The organism is Limnothrix sp. FACHB-1083, from assembly GCF_014696485.1.
Lineage (GTDB): Bacteria > Cyanobacteriota > Cyanobacteriia > CACIAM-69d > CACIAM-69d > CACIAM-69d.
Map to the genome: position 1 here is coordinate 1 of NZ_JACJQD010000016.1, position 14895 is coordinate 14895.

Consider the following 14895-nt stretch of genomic DNA (forward strand, 5'->3'; position numbering starts at 1 on the left):
AGAGATTGGAGAACTGTATCGAAAGCGCTGGCAGATTGAGTTGCTATGGAAGTTCTTAAAGATGCATTTAAAATTAGATCAGCTCATTACGAAAAATCAAAATGGCGTAGCAATACAGATCTACATGGTCTTAATTGCTTATGCCATCTTGCAGTTAATAGAATTGCCGCAATTCTATAGTCAGACGCTACTAGATAAATTGCGATATTTGCAAGTTGTACTCGGTCGCTATGGCTCAATCAGTCATTGGAGCTATGATTTACTGCCAGAAACTCTTGTTGCCTAGAATATGAAGTTTTGTGTTTAGATTCAACACTTCTGCTTCCTAAATAAACCCTGTTTCGTCAAATTTGGGTTCTAGCTGCCCAAATTGGCTATTACGAAAGCTTCACAGTTGCCTAACAGTTCTATGGCCGTTTAGGGTGACGTTCGCAGCTAGGCCTAAACTCTGGCCCACAACAGGATTGCGGCGGAGGGAACCTGGCTTGGCGGGATGCAAATGGGTGCAAAAAAGAAGCGATCGCCTATCGGAGACGATCGCACGGGGGCAAGGGTAATTATTGCAACCTATTCAAACACAACCAATACGGACAAGACCTGTCTCAATCAGACTGGCACAAGTCCCTAGACACGGAGGGGGCCTAACTGGTTTTGGCCGACGGGTCGATCGGGCCCGCATCTAGATCAGCTCCCGGATTGGGCGCGGAAGCGGTCATTCCATCCGCAATCGGGGCCGGGTCGCCGCCATCCCGATCGCGGGAAGCATGGGCATGGTGAGCGCCCTGGCCGTTACTGTCGGACTTTGGTGATTTGGTTGTGGGGTCTGGGTTTCGGGACTGGGACTGCTGGGCCAGGGTGTCACGCTCCGCATTGTCGCGCTCCTCTGCCCGATCGCGCGCCCCATTGTCCTCCATTTCCAAAGGCACAATTGGAGCAGGTGGATCGGTTTGACCCATCAGGCCAATTTGGGCCGCATTAAAGGCAATTGCCACGCGCCGCCGAAATTCTCGGGCCGCGCCCCACTGTTGCAAGGGAGTGGTGCGAATCCAAACCCGCACCATGGAACCACTGGCGGAAAACTCATCAATCCCCAACACTTGGGGTCGATCGAGCAAAATTTCTGACCACTGCGGATCCGCCGCCAAATCATCACTGAGCTGATTCAAAATTGCCAGGGCTTGATCCAAATCGGCTCCATAGGCGATCGGGATTCGCAAATCCGCTTGGGAATAGTGGTTGGACAGGTTGGCCACCGTGCGGATTTCGCTGTTGGGAATCACAATCAGCCGCTGTTCTGCATCCCGCAGCTTCGTGACCCGCAGGGTGAGCGCCTCCACCCGCCCGGTCAGGTTGCCCACCGCGATCGCGTCGCCCACGGAAAATTGATCCTCCGCCAAAATCAAAAACCCGTTAATCGCATCCTTAATCAGGTTTTGGGAAGCCAGCGACAGGGCCACCCCAATTAACCCCGCCCCGGCAATCAGTGGCCCCACATCTACGCCAATGCCAGCCAGGCCAACGATCGCCCCCAAAATGACCAGCAACACGGTCAGGAAACTTTTGAGGATGCTGGATAGGGTGAGGACACGCTGTTGCAAACGGGGGCGAGTGCGGGGAGCAATTTGGGTTCCGGCCGTGAGGATCGCCGTTGCCCGATCGACAGCGATGTAACTCAACAAAATTGCAATGTAGGTGACCAGGGTGGCCAAACCCAGCTTGAGATAGGCCTCAAGGGCATCAAAGATTCGGGCCTGAAGCCAGCGGGTGACGGGGAAGTTGCCCAACACCCACAAACTGGCGGTGGCCCATACGGAAGGCTGGGCAATTTGAATCAGAATCCGCCCGATCGCCAACCAATGGTCTCGGCGCTGGCGTTGCAACCAAGCGGCCAGGGGAAAACTGTCGTTGGGTTTCGGGTCAACGGGCGGGGTGCTGTGGCTGAGTCGATCGAGCCGTTGCAGACCCCAACCCAACATCAGATGGGCCCCCAAGGCTACTAACCAAATGGCCAAGCTCGATCGCACCTGTTGCCCCAAGGCCGCCGGTTGTCGATCGGCCCGGGCCTGTTGCAAAGATTCCTCAATGGCCGTTTTCACGGAAGTGGCATAGATTCGGGGCTGGGTGAGCTGGGTTCCCGCATCCAGGGCCGTCACCGTCATGATGTAGCGACCATTGACCAAAATTCGAGGCGCATCGACCAGGGCCGCAGCAGGCAAGGCCGTAGCAGGCAAGGGCGCAGCGGGGGCCGCAGGAGCAGCAACGGCGGGAGCTGACCCCGAGCCGGGAACCGCCGCATTGGAATTGGGAGCCGCAGCGGGGGCAGACGCGCTGAGTTCGATCGTAACCGCCAACGATCCCTTGGGGTCGCTGAGGAAGCGATCGCCCGCTCCCTGTAGCTGGGTGGTGATGGTGGCAGTCCGCCGAGCCAACTCTTTGGGGGGAGCCGCAATCTGGAACACCGGCCGCCCATCAAATTCAATCCATGCGGCTTGGGGGCGATCGGCCTCGGCTCCCACCCAAGGAGCAGCCCAAGGCTGAATGAGGCTATTGGCCCAGTTGGTTTCCAGGGTCGAGCCAGCCGCCGCAGGAGCCTGAGCATTCAGGGGACTGCTGGCCCCCAACCAGAGGATCAGCCCCAGGACGATCGCCCCCAATGGCCAGCGTCGTCCTGCCGATCGCCCCGAGCGACGTTGGATGATGGTTCGGATTGCTCGCTGGATTGCTCTCTGGATCACGTTGGGGATTCCGATCAAGGTCGGCAATTGGAATGGACTTCAATAAGTTAATCAATTAAGTTAATCAATAATTAATATCGATCAAGATATCGATCAAAATATTGATCGATATCTTGATCGAAGTGAATCGAAATCTCGATCAGACGCTTCACTTGCTCAACTGATCGCAAGCCCGCCCGATCGCCAATAGGGCTTCATCCATCGGGCCCTGGCCCGTCACCCACTGGGGCAACTCACTCGATCGCACCCAAGCCCATTCGGAATATTCATCCTCGCTGAGTTGCACCTGGGCCGCCTGGGTTGCCGTCAGCCTCACGGCAAAGGTCAGATTCACGCTGTGTAACCCTTCCTCGGCCGGGGGTTGCGATCGCTCCGCAAACTCCGTGGAATAGGCCCCAATCCACTGCAACTGGCTGGGCAAAATTTCTAGGCCAGCTTCCTCCTTCGCCTTGCGGATGGCGGTGCGCTGGGGACTTTCGCCGGGAAACATTCGCCCACCCACCAACCACCAACCCACCCGGGGCGGCCGTCGTCGAAAGCCCAAAAGCCGTCGATCGCCCTCGCAGAACAACAAATCCACACAGGTAATCACCAAAGCGCTCAGGGCCTGGCCATAGGCGATCGCATCCAAATAGGGCCGGGGCGATCGCGTCCCCCGAGGCTCCGAATCCCGTTCCGGATCCCGTTCCGAGTAATGCGCTGGTTCCATTCGTCGGTTGCTGTCCTGAATTGGCTGTCTTGAACTGGCTGTTCTGACTTGGCTATCACTGGCTATTTTGAATTGCCGGATCCGGGCGATCGGGTGTGGATTCGCCCCAACCACCCAAAACTTCGTCACGCCATGGCCGCGATCGCCAACCCGCCGTTTAGAATGAGTTAACAAAGTTTTACACCACCCCTATCCTCCTCCATGCTCGCTTTGATTCCCGAGCTGATTACGCTCGAAACTATCGAAGCGCTCGCGCAAGAATATGGCTACTGGGCCGTATTCCTGGGAATTGCCCTGGAAAACGCCGGTATCCCCCTGCCGGGCGAAACCATCACCCTTGTGGGCGGTTTTTTGGCGGGCAGTGGCGAATTGAGCTATGGCGGCGTTCTGGGAACGGCCATCGGCGGCGCAATTTTGGGCGACAACCTGGGCTACTGGCTGGGCCGCTGGGGCGGTTGGTCGCTGTTGGTGCGGCTGGGCAAACTCTTCCGGATTGGTGAAGAGAAGCTGGAAGGCGCTCGCGAGCAATTTAGCAACAACGCCGGTAAGGCCGTGTTTTGGGGCCGGTTCGTGGCCCTGCTGCGGATTTTTGCGGGCCCCATGGCGGGCTTGGTGGAAATGCCCTATGGCAAATTTTTGGCCTATAACGCAGCCGGGGCCGCCGTTTGGGCCGGAGTCACGGTCACAGCGGCCTACTTCTGCGGGCGGCTGGTGTCCTTGGAAACCCTGATGAGCTGGGCTAGTCAGTTCACTTGGGTGGCGCTGCTGGCGATCGGGCTGGTGGTGGCCGTGTCCCTGTGGCTCGAAAACCGCAAATCCACACCATTGGGCTAGGACAGCAGGGGGCGATCGTGCGGGTATTCGTGACCGGTGCAACGGGATTTACCGGGTCTCATTTGGTGCGGGCCCTGGTGAAACGGGGTGATCGGGTGGTGGCCCTGGTGCGGCCCCGGGCGGATCGATCGCGCCTGGCCGGCCTGCCCATTGAAATCATTGAAGGCGATCTTCAGCAGCCCGCTGCCCTGGCCCAAGGGATGGCCGAAGCGGATTGGGTGTTTCACACAGCGGCCTATGTGGAATTGGGCCTGGTGGACAGCGAAAAAATGTGGCAAACCAACGTGGAAGGAACCCGCCAAGTGCTGGCGGCAGCCCAGGCCGCTGGGGTGAAGCGGTTGGTTTATTGCAGCACGATCGGGGTGTTTGGCCACACCTTTGGTCAAGTGGTGGACGAAACGTTCCAGCGGGTGCAGGCTCAGTTTGATTCCGCCTACGACCACACCAAATATGAAGCCCAAGTGCTGGTCGATCGCGCGGCCCAAAACGGTCTGGACACCATCAGCGTCATGCCCTCCGGCATTTTTGGTGGCGACGATCCACACTTTGGCCCCGTCCTGCGCCAGTTTTTGCGCGGGAAATTGCCCTTTTGGGTTGGGGGCGATCGCCCCACCGGGATTGTGCATGTGGATGACCTGGTGGCGGGCATGATCTTGGCGGCCGAACGGGGCACACCGGGCGGCTGGTATATCCTCTCGGCTGGAGAATGCCCCACGCGGGAAATGTTTCGGATGGTGGGCGAGACGGCTGAAATCCCTCCCCCCAAGGAAGTGCCCGCCTGGTTGGTGCGAATTTTGGGGGCAATTCTCGACCCGATCGGGCGGTTATTTCGTTGGCAACCACCCCTCAGCCGCGAGCGTGTTCGCTACATCTACGATCGCTGTGTACGAGTGGATGCCACCAAAGCCCGTCAAGAGCTGGGCTGGCAACCCCGATCGCTGGCCCAAACCCTCCGGGACGTGGTGGCAGAAATGGTTGAATAGGAAAAGCCTGGAGATTAGATTCCAACATTTCGCCTGGGTTGCATCCCGATTTCAACCGGCTTTCGTAACCCCAAAACAGCAAAATCGATTTCAAACCATCCAGACCCATGAGCGACTCGGCAACCGCAGCCCCCGAAAATCCGTTCACGGCCCAAGTGAGCGATCGAATCTGTAAACACATGAACGATGACCACGCCGACGCGGTGTTGGTCTATGCCCAATATTTCGGCCAGATCACGACGGCTACCAGCGCCCGAATGCGGTCGATCGACGCGGCTGGCATGGACTTAGCCGTGGAAGTGGACGGCCATCTCCAGCCCCTGCGCATCGAATTCAAAGCACCTTTGGCCGATGCAAAGGCCGCCCATCATGTTTTGGTAGACATGATTAAAGAGGCGCAACAGGCCAGCGATCGCTAATCTAGCAATGGCCCCGACCATCAGCCGCTAGCGCCGTCCACAAGGACTCAACGCCAAAATTAGCCACTAAAACCGAGATTTGTGGCGCAAAATACCCGATGGGGCCAATTTTTTGCAGCAAAGCCATTCATCAACAGGATTGAGCCACTGAGCTATCCCTAGCCTCTCAATCCTGTACGATCGGGTCTGGCTGGGTTGGCCAGTCCCTGCTCCGTGGTTTTGAGGAGGCATGGTTTTGAGGAGACTTGGTGTGCAACCGTCAAACGGGCCAATGGGGGGGATGCGCGATCGCTACGTCGTCACGGCGGCCCAAATGCAGGCGATCGAGTCTCGGGTGTTTGCGGCGGGAATGCCCGTCGCAGCCTTGATGGAAAAAGTGGCCGGACTCATTACCCAGCGAGTCATGGCTTGGCGATCGATCGCCCAAGGGCCGCGGGTGGGAATTTTGGCCGGCCCCGGCCACAACGGTGGTGATGCCCTGGTGGTGGCCCGGGAGCTACACCTACGCGGCTATCAAGTTGCCGTTTACCTCCCCTTTGAGCAGCGCAAGGAACTGACCGATCGCCATGCCCAATACGCCGCCAGCCTGGGTATTGAGGTCAGCCCTGATCTAGCCCCCGTTTTGGCGGCCGATTGGCTGGTGGATGGATTATTTGGCTTTGGTTTGGAACGGCCGATCGAGGGATCCTTGGCCGAAGCGATCGATCAGGTGAACAACAGCGGCAAACCGATCGTGAGCATTGACCTCCCCTCCGGCCTCCACACCGACAGCGGCGCAGTCCTGGGCAAAGCGATTCGCTCGACCCTCACCCTCTGTTTGGGCCTTTGGAAACGGGGCCTTCTGCTCGATCGGGCCCTGGATTGGGTCGGCCAAGCGGAACTGATTGACTTTGACCTGCCCCTAGCCGACATTCAAGCCATCCTGGGCCCAGACCCCCAACTGAACCGAATCACCGCCCACCTCGCCCAATTACCCCTCAACCGATCGCCCGCCACCCACAAATACGAGCAAGGTCACTTGCTAGTGGTGGCGGGTTCCGCTGTTTATATGGGGGCCGCGTTCCTGGCCGCCTTGGGGGCCCGATCGAGCGGCGTGGGCATGTTAACCGTCGCCGTGCCCGCCAGTCTGAAGCCCTGGTTGGTGGCCCAAATTCCCGAAGCCCTCGTGGTGGCCTGTCCCGAAACGGATATGGGCAAAATTGCCCGCGTTGATTTGGATCTTGCTCGTTACGACGCGATCGCCTGTGGTTGTGGCCTCACCCGAGAAGCCACCCCGATCGTCCAAGCGGTTTGGGAGAGCGATCGGCCCCTCGTGCTGGATGCAGATGGGTTAAACGCCCTGGCCCAACTGGGTTGGCGCGATCGCCAAGGCCCCGTTGTCCTCACCCCCCACTGGGGAGAATTTCAGCGGCTGTTTCCCAACTTGGTCGCCCAAACCAGCGATCGACTGGAACTAGCCCAGCGGGCGGCCCAGCAAACCGGGGCGATCGTCCTGTTGAAAGGGGCCCGCACCGTGGTGGCCGAACCCGGCGGCCAAAGCTGGATAGTACCCGAAAGCACCCCCGGCCTGGCTCGGGGCGGGAGTGGTGATGTTTTGGCTGGGTTGCTGGGGGGATTGGTGGCCCAAGCCCGCCCCACCACCCTCACCGATTGGGGCTATTGGGCCGCCACAGCCGCCTGGTGGCACGCCCAAGCGGGCATTCAAGCCGTTCAGGATCGATCGATTTTGGGAGTGAATGGAGCCAGCCTGGCCGATGGTCTGCTCACCGTTGCCCGTCAGCAGGCCATTTTGAATCACACGATCTAATCGCACGATTGAACCATGCAATCTAATCACACGATTCACACGATCAATGATTAATAACGATCATTGATGACGATTAATCGCCCCATGATTGATCAATGAATCATCAAATCATCGAATTCATGACCCAATCAATCCTTCATTATGGATCGCGAAAAAGTTTGGCAATCATTAAACTCTGATCTATCGCGCCTCATCATTGGTTTTGTGCTGACCACCCTAGTCGGTGGATTGCTCACCCAGTGGTATCAAGATCAAAATTGGCGAAGACAATCCCAGTTTGAATACGAAAAACGCCAACTGGACGAAGCCCAAAAATTCATGGAAAGGCTTTCAACTTCCGTGAGCCTTCATCTTTGGAACTTGCGCGAACTGGAGCTATTACTGTCAGGAGCCACGCCGGCCAACCCCGAAGAATTAGAGAAGGTTTGGACTGCCTTTAAAGAGGGCCGTAACAAGTGGTACATGGACTTACCATTGCACCAAAGCAAAGCCAACTTACTCTTGGCTCCGGGTATGAAAGAGCTGTTACGCACCGGCAATGAGACCCAAGATCCTAACTTGCAAAATCCCAAAAGTTTAGCGGGCTTTTTCGCAATCGCGGAACGATCCACCCTCCGAGTCACCAACTGTGTGCGGAGCAAGACCTGTCAACCCACAGCGGGCGACATTGCCCAAATGAAAACCAGCATTGATCGCCTAGAAACCGCCGCCACACGCTATCTGGAATATGCCTCGAACCTCATTTATCGAAAGTCAATCGACCTGCAGCCCTTAACGTTTGAATAGGCTGCAATCAACCCCGATCGCCCTCCTGCTGACTTTGGGCGCGATCGCTAGCCTTCCCAGCCCGATCGCGCTACAAGTATTGTTCAAGCGTTGGAGAAACAGCCGTGAATTTGCCCACTTGGATCACCGTGTCGCGGTTGGCAGCAGTGCCCCTATTGTTGTGGTGGCTCAGCGGCGAACCCACCACAGCCGATCGCTGGTGGGCATTGGGTGTGTTTCTGTTGGCTGCGGGCACAGACTGGCTGGATGGATACTTGGCCCGCAAGCTGAACCAAGTGACAGACTTGGGCAAATTTTTGGATCCGTTGGTCGATAAGTTACTGGTTTTGGCTCCCTTGCTTCTGTTGGTGGAGCTGGGGCGGATTCCGGCTTGGGGCGTTTTTGTGATTTTGGCGCGGGAGCTGACGATCGCCGGTTGGCGCGTAAACCAAACCAGCATTTCGGGGGCAAACCTCTGGGGCAAACTGAAAACCGTCAGCCAAATCGCCGCGATCGCCCTGTTGTTAGCCCCAGTGATGGATGCTTACTCCCTTTGGGCGATCGGTCTCTTTTGGGCTTCTGTGGCCCTAACCATAATCTCCGGCGCAATTTATCTCATTCCGGTTGGTAAACAGAGCGTTGAATCCGGTTCTTAGATCACGTCTTTCTTGATTTTTCTCACACGGAAAAACATTAGAATTAACAAAGAATCAAGCGGGGTTAAAACACAAAGCCGAACCCACCCCTCGGCAGGGGTTTCACTTTAACCTAACCTATAGCACTGGGTAAGAACCCATGGGCAAGCCCAAACCGATCTATCGCACGGCCAAGATCTCGCTGAAGGTTTCGCGCCGCCAGCAAAACCAGCTTCGGCGGCTGATGAGTGCCCAGCGGTGGTGCTACAACGTCGTGATTGCAGCGTTGCGGGCCGCCAATTCACCGGTTTACCCGATCGTCCCTGGTGTTGGCCCAGTGCGAGCCTGTTCCCTCAAGTCAGCGCCCAAGCACCGCAAGCAATATTTAGCCGATGGTGAGTTGGCAGAAGGGTACATCGTGCGGGAATGGCGAGATTGGCAGCAATTTAAGCCATGGGATGCACTGAAGGGCCATTGCGATTTGTACCCCTACCACGATCGCGATAAACGTGGCAGCAAATACGGTATTGATTCCAGCACTGCCACTCTGCTAACCGAAGAAATCAAGGGCTCCATAAGGGGCTACTGGACAAAACGCAAAGGCGGTGACTTTGCGGCCCAGATGCCAAACCAGTTTCGATCAGCTCAGAATGAATCGGGATGGATCTGGGGAGTCAAAGGTAATGGGCTGAAATGGGATGGTGATCGCCTGTTGCTGGGAAGTCGAACCCAGATTGGCGGCGTGGTGTCGATACCCGTCCCCAAGTGCTATGTGGGTCGTTCGTTCAATAAGGCATCGATCACCCGCGATGGAGCCGGTGATTTTTGGTTGCACCTGACCTATGTGGCGGCCGGTGAACATGGGTTTGCACCCGACCCGGACTTGACCCGATCGGCTGGTATCGACATGGGCCAGATCCGGGCCATGGTGTTGACCTTGGATAGTGGCAAGTCGGTTAGCTTGTCGGGTCGGCAAATTTGCGGGCTGAAACGAGAGCGCGATCGCCGGTTCCGGGGCATCCAACGGGCCCGCGCTCGGGTGTTTCGGGCCCAGGTGCGCCAATATCTGACCGATGAACAAAAGTCCACCATGGCAGCGATGGAGGCTAAGTCACCGGGGCAAGGGACTAAGTATGCAAGGCGGATGGTCGGTGCGGCTCGCAAGGAATTGGGGCTGAAGAAACGGAGCCGTCGCGATCATCACCTGTGGCAAACCCAAAAGCGGGTGGCCACCCAAGTGAACCGAAACCTTAAATATGCCAACCATTCGATTACCCGGCGGGCGGTGGATTGGTTGCGGGGTAACAAGGTGGGCAAGGTTTACCTGGGAGACATTGGATCCATCCCCAAGGGCCGCAAAAAGGGATCGAAGCGGCTGAAGCAGGTGAAACGCAACGCCCAGTGGGAATACGGGAACCAAGAAAAGATGATGGTCGAAAAGCTTGAGGAATATGGGGCTACACTCCACAAGGCTCATGAGCATTTTACGAGTCAGACCTGCCCAAACTGTGGGGCCCGGCACAAACCACGGGGGCGGCTCTATCGCTGTCGGGCTTGTGGATGGCAGGGCGATCGAGATGCGGTTGGGAGTGCTAACATATTGGCACGATCAATTGATCCGGCTTGGCCGGATTCGGGGCGAATTGTACCCCACACTTTAAAGCCGCTGGCAATCAGTCCAGCGATGTCAAAAGCAGGTCGGTTGCACGTTGGCGCAGCCAGACCCCAGCCCCTTGGAGGGCCGCCCTTAACCGGGAGTAGACCGCCTGAGTGCGTTGATAGGTCGCCACGCATTACGCGCGTACCGGAAGCTATGGCTGAAGGTCTGGTGGCTGAATCGACCCGAAAGCCCCGCCCAGCGGGAAAGACGGCGGTGAGGGCCGATAAAAAGGTTCGCGCGAGTCGTGAAAGCCTTGCCCCATCTGCAATCCCAGCATCGGTAGGATTGCACGACGATCTGGCCAACACCCAAAAACAGGATACCCGTAGCAGGTTCGCGATCAAAGCACCCGAAACGTCCGGCCAGCTTACTTTGTGGGATTGGGCGGTTGCAACGGAAGCCTGATTTGGGCGATCGTTGCAAGAGCAACAAACTGCTCGTGATCCTTGAGGGCCAAAAGGTTGCAACGGAAGCCTGATTTGGGCGATCGTTGCAAGATAAAGCTCGGCAAGCTGGTCAAGGCGCTCTGCTGTCATGTTGCAACGGAAGCCTGATTTGGGCGATCGTTGCAAGATCGTCAATCAGTGTCCGCCCCGACAGGGCGATCGGGGTTGCAACGGAAGCCTGATTTGGGCGATCGTTGCAAGACCAAAGCGATAGTCACCTTCTGGGCCGATCAGCTGTTGCAACGGAAGCCTGATTTGGGCGATCGTTGCAAGTTGTCTATTTTACGCATTGCCGCGTAACACGGGTGGTTGCAACGGAAGCCTGATTTGGGCGATCGTTGCAAGATCGCTGGACTGATTGCCAGCGGCTTTAAAGTGTGGTTGCAACGGAAGCCTGATTTGGGCGATCGTTGCAAGCTCAAGTCCCCCGCGCTGCCGGGTCGGCGGCTTTTCCGTTGCAACGGAAGCCTGATTTGGGCGATCGTTGCAAGCAGAGCCGAAAATCGCTAATCGATTGGAGAAACCGCAATGTTGCAACAGGAGCCTGATTTGGGCGATCGCTGCAAGCTGGATATCCCACGGGCGACCCTGAGTTTCCCCCGCGATGCAACGGGAGCCTGATTTGGGCGATCGTTGCAAGCGAAGGGAGACAGCTAGCTGTTTTGCATCCCCTCAATCATCTTAATCACCCGCTGCATCTCGGTTTGTAAACCGGTAATCTGGCTTTGCAGCGGCTCAATTGTTTGGGCGATCGCCTGCTGAATGCCATGGTCGATCGCCGCCAGGATTGAATAGGAATTCAGGCTAGAAAACTAGAGATAGCGAGAAATTTTAATTTTGCTGACCTTGTTGATGGGTTCTGCACTCTCCCAATAAAAACAGAAAATCACTAGATAAGGAAGAATAGCAATAACATTAGTCAGCACCGTAGCAATTACATGGATGATAAAACTTTCTTCCAGCCCCATGAATCCAGAAGGAATGTAAATTGCCACAGAAGCAATACCCATAAGCAGGATTGTAACTAAAACGCTCAATACCGTAGTTCCAGCAATTCTCCATCGCCTTCCTTGAGTTAACTGGGTGCTGCGCTGTCTAGCCTGAGAGCCAGTGGTTCCTTCCAAAACAACAACTGGATCTACTAGTGCAAAGCGCAATGCTAAAATCACACCGGGAATAATAAATAAAACTGTTCCTCCCAAAATAATTAAATTTGTCGTTATACTCGTCGCAAGCATCTTAAAGCTCCTACGAAAGGCATAGGTCATCGCTTGTTGGTAGCTGACGGCCAATCCTTTTTGGAATTGAGATGCTCCATAGAATAATCCGCCAATGTAGATTGGCTTGACAATAAACTCAATGGTGCTTGAGAGACGCATTGAGTATTTTAGAAAACTCATCTCATCACCATTAGCCCATTCTGGAAAAACATAGAAGTCAAAATAGCTGCAAATGAGCGAGCCTGGTAGCCAGACCGTGAGAACAATAGCACTAAATAATTTGATGTTAGACTTGAATAGATTCACAGCCTCTGTAATTTTATTCATTGAATTGATTCCGCCTAACTTTGCGACTTATTAGCTTGACGCAGAATGTGATACTTGAATAAGGTGTTCTTTCTTGAAGCTTGGATTCAAACTTAAGTTTTTCACACTTTATTCAGCATCCATCGATATCGTCAAGTATTCATGATTCAGTATTTATGACCCTAACTCGCTTTATTGTTGTCCTGACTGGGCTTTGCGTCATCTTGGCGCTGGTGCTCTGGCTCGTCAGCGCCCTGCAACAGCTCTACTGGCAGGTGAGTTGGACAGCTCCGTTTTTGGGGCCGGTGGTGGTGGTGTTGACCTTGGCCCTGTTGGGGGCCTTGCTGGTGGCGTTTTTTCGGTATGTGCGGCCCCTGGATTGGCCCCAAGATTGGCGATCGCTCTGGCAGGTGACCCAGCGATCGATCACTGGACAAACGCCCCCCACTCCGCCGGAACCCAGCCCCACCGTTTCCGAAGTGAAAACCGAAGCGGCCGGCGCGGCGCTGGAGGCTGTGCGGGCCCAGGTGGACTTAATTCGCGATCGGGTGGCGCGGCAGGCCCTGTTGGATCGATCGCGCGAAATTGAAAGCAGCTTGGCCCGGGGCGAGTTGCTGTTGGTGGTGTTTGGCACAGGGTCAGCGGGCAAAACCTCCTTGGTGAATGCCCTGCTGGGACGGGTGGCCGGAACCATTGGCCCCACCATGGGCACAACGGAAGAGGGCGAAACCTATCGGCTGGCGCTGCCGGAAATTGATCGCGCCTTATTGATTACGGATACGCCGGGCATTTTGGAAGCGGGGGTGGCGGGAACCCAGCGCGATCGCCAGGCACGGCGGCTGGCGGCTGAAGCGGACTTGCTGATTTTTGTGGTGGAAGGCGACTTGCAGCAGTCGGAATTGGAGCCATTGCAACAGTTGTTGGCGATCGGGAAGCGATCGCTGCTGGTGTTCAACAAAACCGATCGCTACCCCGAGGCCGATCGCACCGCGATTTTGGCCAAGTTGCGGGAACGGTTGGCAGAACAGCTCCCCACGGCGGATATTGTCCCGATCGCGGCGCGGCCGGCAGCGGTGCGGTTGCCCAACGGGGAAACCCTGACCCCCGACCCGGAAATTATGCCCCTGATTCGGCGGATCGTGGCGGTGTTGCGGGCCGAAGGGGAAGAACTGATTGCGGACAATATGTTGCTGCAAGCCCAGCGCTTGAGCGATCGGGCCCGCCAACTCATTGATGCCCAGCGACGACGACAGGCCGAAGCCGTGGTCGATCGCTATCAGTGGCTGGGGGCGGGGGCCGTCGCCGTCACGCCTATTCCGGTGGTGGATTTGCTGGCCACGGCGGCGGTCAATGCCCAGATGATTTTGGAATTGGGCAAGGTCTATGGCTGCAACTTAAGTGGCGATCGGGCACAGGAGTTAGCCCTGTCCCTCGCCAAAACCATGACCGGCTTGGGCATTGTCAAGGGAGCCATGGGAATTTTGACTACCGCGCTCCAGGTGAACATCGCCACCGCCATCATCAGCCGAGCCATCCAAGCGGTGACAGCGGCCTATTTAACCCGCATTGCCGGCCGCAGTTTCATTGAATATTTTCGTCACGATCAAGATTGGGGCGATGGTGGCATTAGCGAAGTGGTCAAAAAACAGTTTCAGCTAGAACAACGCGATCAGTTTGTAAAACGGTTTGTGCAACAGGCGATCGCGAAAGTGGTGCAACCGATCGCCCAAGAAACTGCGCCACAACCAAAGCCGCCTGATCGCACCTCTCCTAACCCCTAATTTCTCCTTCAGCAAGCTGTTGCCAATTCCCAGCAAGTCATCCCAAAAAGAAACCACCCAATGAGGGTGGCTCTTTGATCCATTATTCAAGCAATGTTCGATCAGCGTTCAATCAGCTAATACTCAATTCGACAATGGAAACAGTTCGGAATTCAACAGCAAGCCTTCGGCAGAAAAGCCTCTGGCAAGAAACGTTCAAAAACCTCAGAAACCTCAGAAACATCAGCAACAAACGTTGCCATGGGCAGGCTTGCAACCGACACAAGCGACCCAAACCCTTTGACCAAATCAAGGCCAATGCTTGGGCTGGCGATTGCTAGGACAGTGCTCCAGCGGTTGCCGACATGGCCGTTTCCGGTCTTGTTTTGAGCCTCAGATCACCATGCTCATGGCCGATACTTGAAAATTGGATGGTGGAATGGGGGCTTGGTCTTAGGAGAATTCAGACCGACTGAATCTTTCCAACTGAATCTTGGAGACTGAAAACGACTTAATCCAGTTCTCTTCCAACCAAGCCCAACCAAAATCCAACATCATCAATCGTCGTCAAATGCAAGTCAAATCAAAATCAAACACAAACAGCAATCAGAGAGGA

The 14895-nt window shown here is 55.9% G+C and carries 11 protein-coding genes, 1 pseudogene and 1 CRISPR repeat array; of the genes and pseudogenes, 9 read left to right on the forward strand and 3 right to left on the reverse strand.

The annotated features are described in order from the left end of the window. Positions 1 to 286: transposase (locus H6F46_RS16770; RefSeq protein WP_242027764.1), on the forward strand; the 286-nt coding region annotated here is incomplete at its 5' end. Between the two features lie 355 nt (positions 287 to 641). Here the strand turns inward: H6F46_RS16770 and H6F46_RS19930 are convergent. Continuing rightward, on the reverse strand, positions 642 to 2735 hold the full coding sequence (locus tag H6F46_RS19930; RefSeq protein ID WP_190355985.1) for a mechanosensitive ion channel family protein: 2094 nt from the start codon (positions 2733 to 2735) through the stop codon (positions 642 to 644). A 148-nt stretch (positions 2736 to 2883) separates the two neighbouring features. Next, a complete protein-coding gene (locus H6F46_RS16780) occupies positions 2884 to 3618 on the reverse strand; it encodes an NUDIX domain-containing protein (protein ID WP_190355984.1) in 735 nt (244 codons plus the stop codon). 27 nt (positions 3619 to 3645) lie between these two features. On the opposite strand from H6F46_RS16780, the gene H6F46_RS16785 reads away from it, so the two are divergent. The 7 genes and pseudogenes from H6F46_RS16785 to H6F46_RS19935 all read left to right on the forward strand — a co-directional run. Continuing rightward, positions 3646 to 4278, forward strand: a complete 633-nt coding sequence (locus tag H6F46_RS16785) for a DedA family protein (RefSeq protein ID WP_190355983.1) — start codon at positions 3646 to 3648, stop codon at positions 4276 to 4278. A gap of 17 nt (positions 4279 to 4295) precedes the next feature. Continuing rightward, positions 4296 to 5261 carry an NAD-dependent epimerase/dehydratase family protein gene (locus tag H6F46_RS16790; RefSeq protein WP_190355991.1) on the forward strand — a complete coding sequence of 322 codons (966 nt, stop codon included), beginning with the start codon at positions 4296 to 4298 and terminating at the stop codon, positions 5259 to 5261. A 107-nt stretch (positions 5262 to 5368) separates the two neighbouring features. Next, the gene (locus H6F46_RS16795; protein ID WP_190355982.1) at positions 5369 to 5680 is read left to right on the forward strand and encodes a DUF2470 domain-containing protein; all 312 of its coding nucleotides are present in this window, start codon (positions 5369 to 5371) and stop codon (positions 5678 to 5680) included. Positions 5681 to 5951: 271 nt separating this feature from the next. Continuing rightward, positions 5952 to 7487 (forward strand): NAD(P)H-hydrate dehydratase, encoded by a 1536-nt coding sequence (locus H6F46_RS16800; protein WP_190355990.1) that lies wholly within the window; start codon positions 5952 to 5954, stop codon positions 7485 to 7487. 204 nt (positions 7488 to 7691) lie between these two features. Then, complete coding sequence (locus H6F46_RS16805) at positions 7692 to 8273, forward strand: hypothetical protein (protein WP_190355981.1); 582 nt, start codon at positions 7692 to 7694, stop codon at positions 8271 to 8273. 104 nt (positions 8274 to 8377) lie between these two features. Then, positions 8378 to 8908, forward strand: a complete 531-nt coding sequence (pgsA, locus tag H6F46_RS16810) for a CDP-diacylglycerol--glycerol-3-phosphate 3-phosphatidyltransferase (protein ID WP_190355980.1) — start codon at positions 8378 to 8380, stop codon at positions 8906 to 8908. 1408 nt (positions 8909 to 10316) lie between these two features. Continuing rightward, positions 10317 to 10484 (forward strand): annotated as a pseudogene (locus H6F46_RS19935) (zinc ribbon domain-containing protein); the annotation flags it as partial. 450 nt (positions 10485 to 10934) lie between these two features. Further along, a CRISPR array of direct repeats spans positions 10935 to 11633; the repeat unit is 37 nt; unit sequence GTTGCAACGGAAGCCTGATTTGGGCGATCGTTGCAAG. Between the two features lie 172 nt (positions 11634 to 11805). Here H6F46_RS19935 and H6F46_RS16820 read toward each other — a convergent pair. Further along, complete coding sequence (locus H6F46_RS16820) at positions 11806 to 12540, reverse strand: glycerophosphoryl diester phosphodiesterase membrane domain-containing protein (RefSeq protein WP_190355979.1); 735 nt, start codon at positions 12538 to 12540, stop codon at positions 11806 to 11808. Between the two features lie 155 nt (positions 12541 to 12695). Between H6F46_RS16820 and H6F46_RS16825 the strand changes: the two genes are divergently transcribed. Further along, positions 12696 to 14300, forward strand: coding sequence for a YcjF family protein (locus tag H6F46_RS16825; protein WP_190355978.1), 1605 nt, complete (start codon positions 12696 to 12698; stop codon positions 14298 to 14300). The last annotated feature ends 595 nt before the right edge of the window (positions 14301 to 14895 follow it).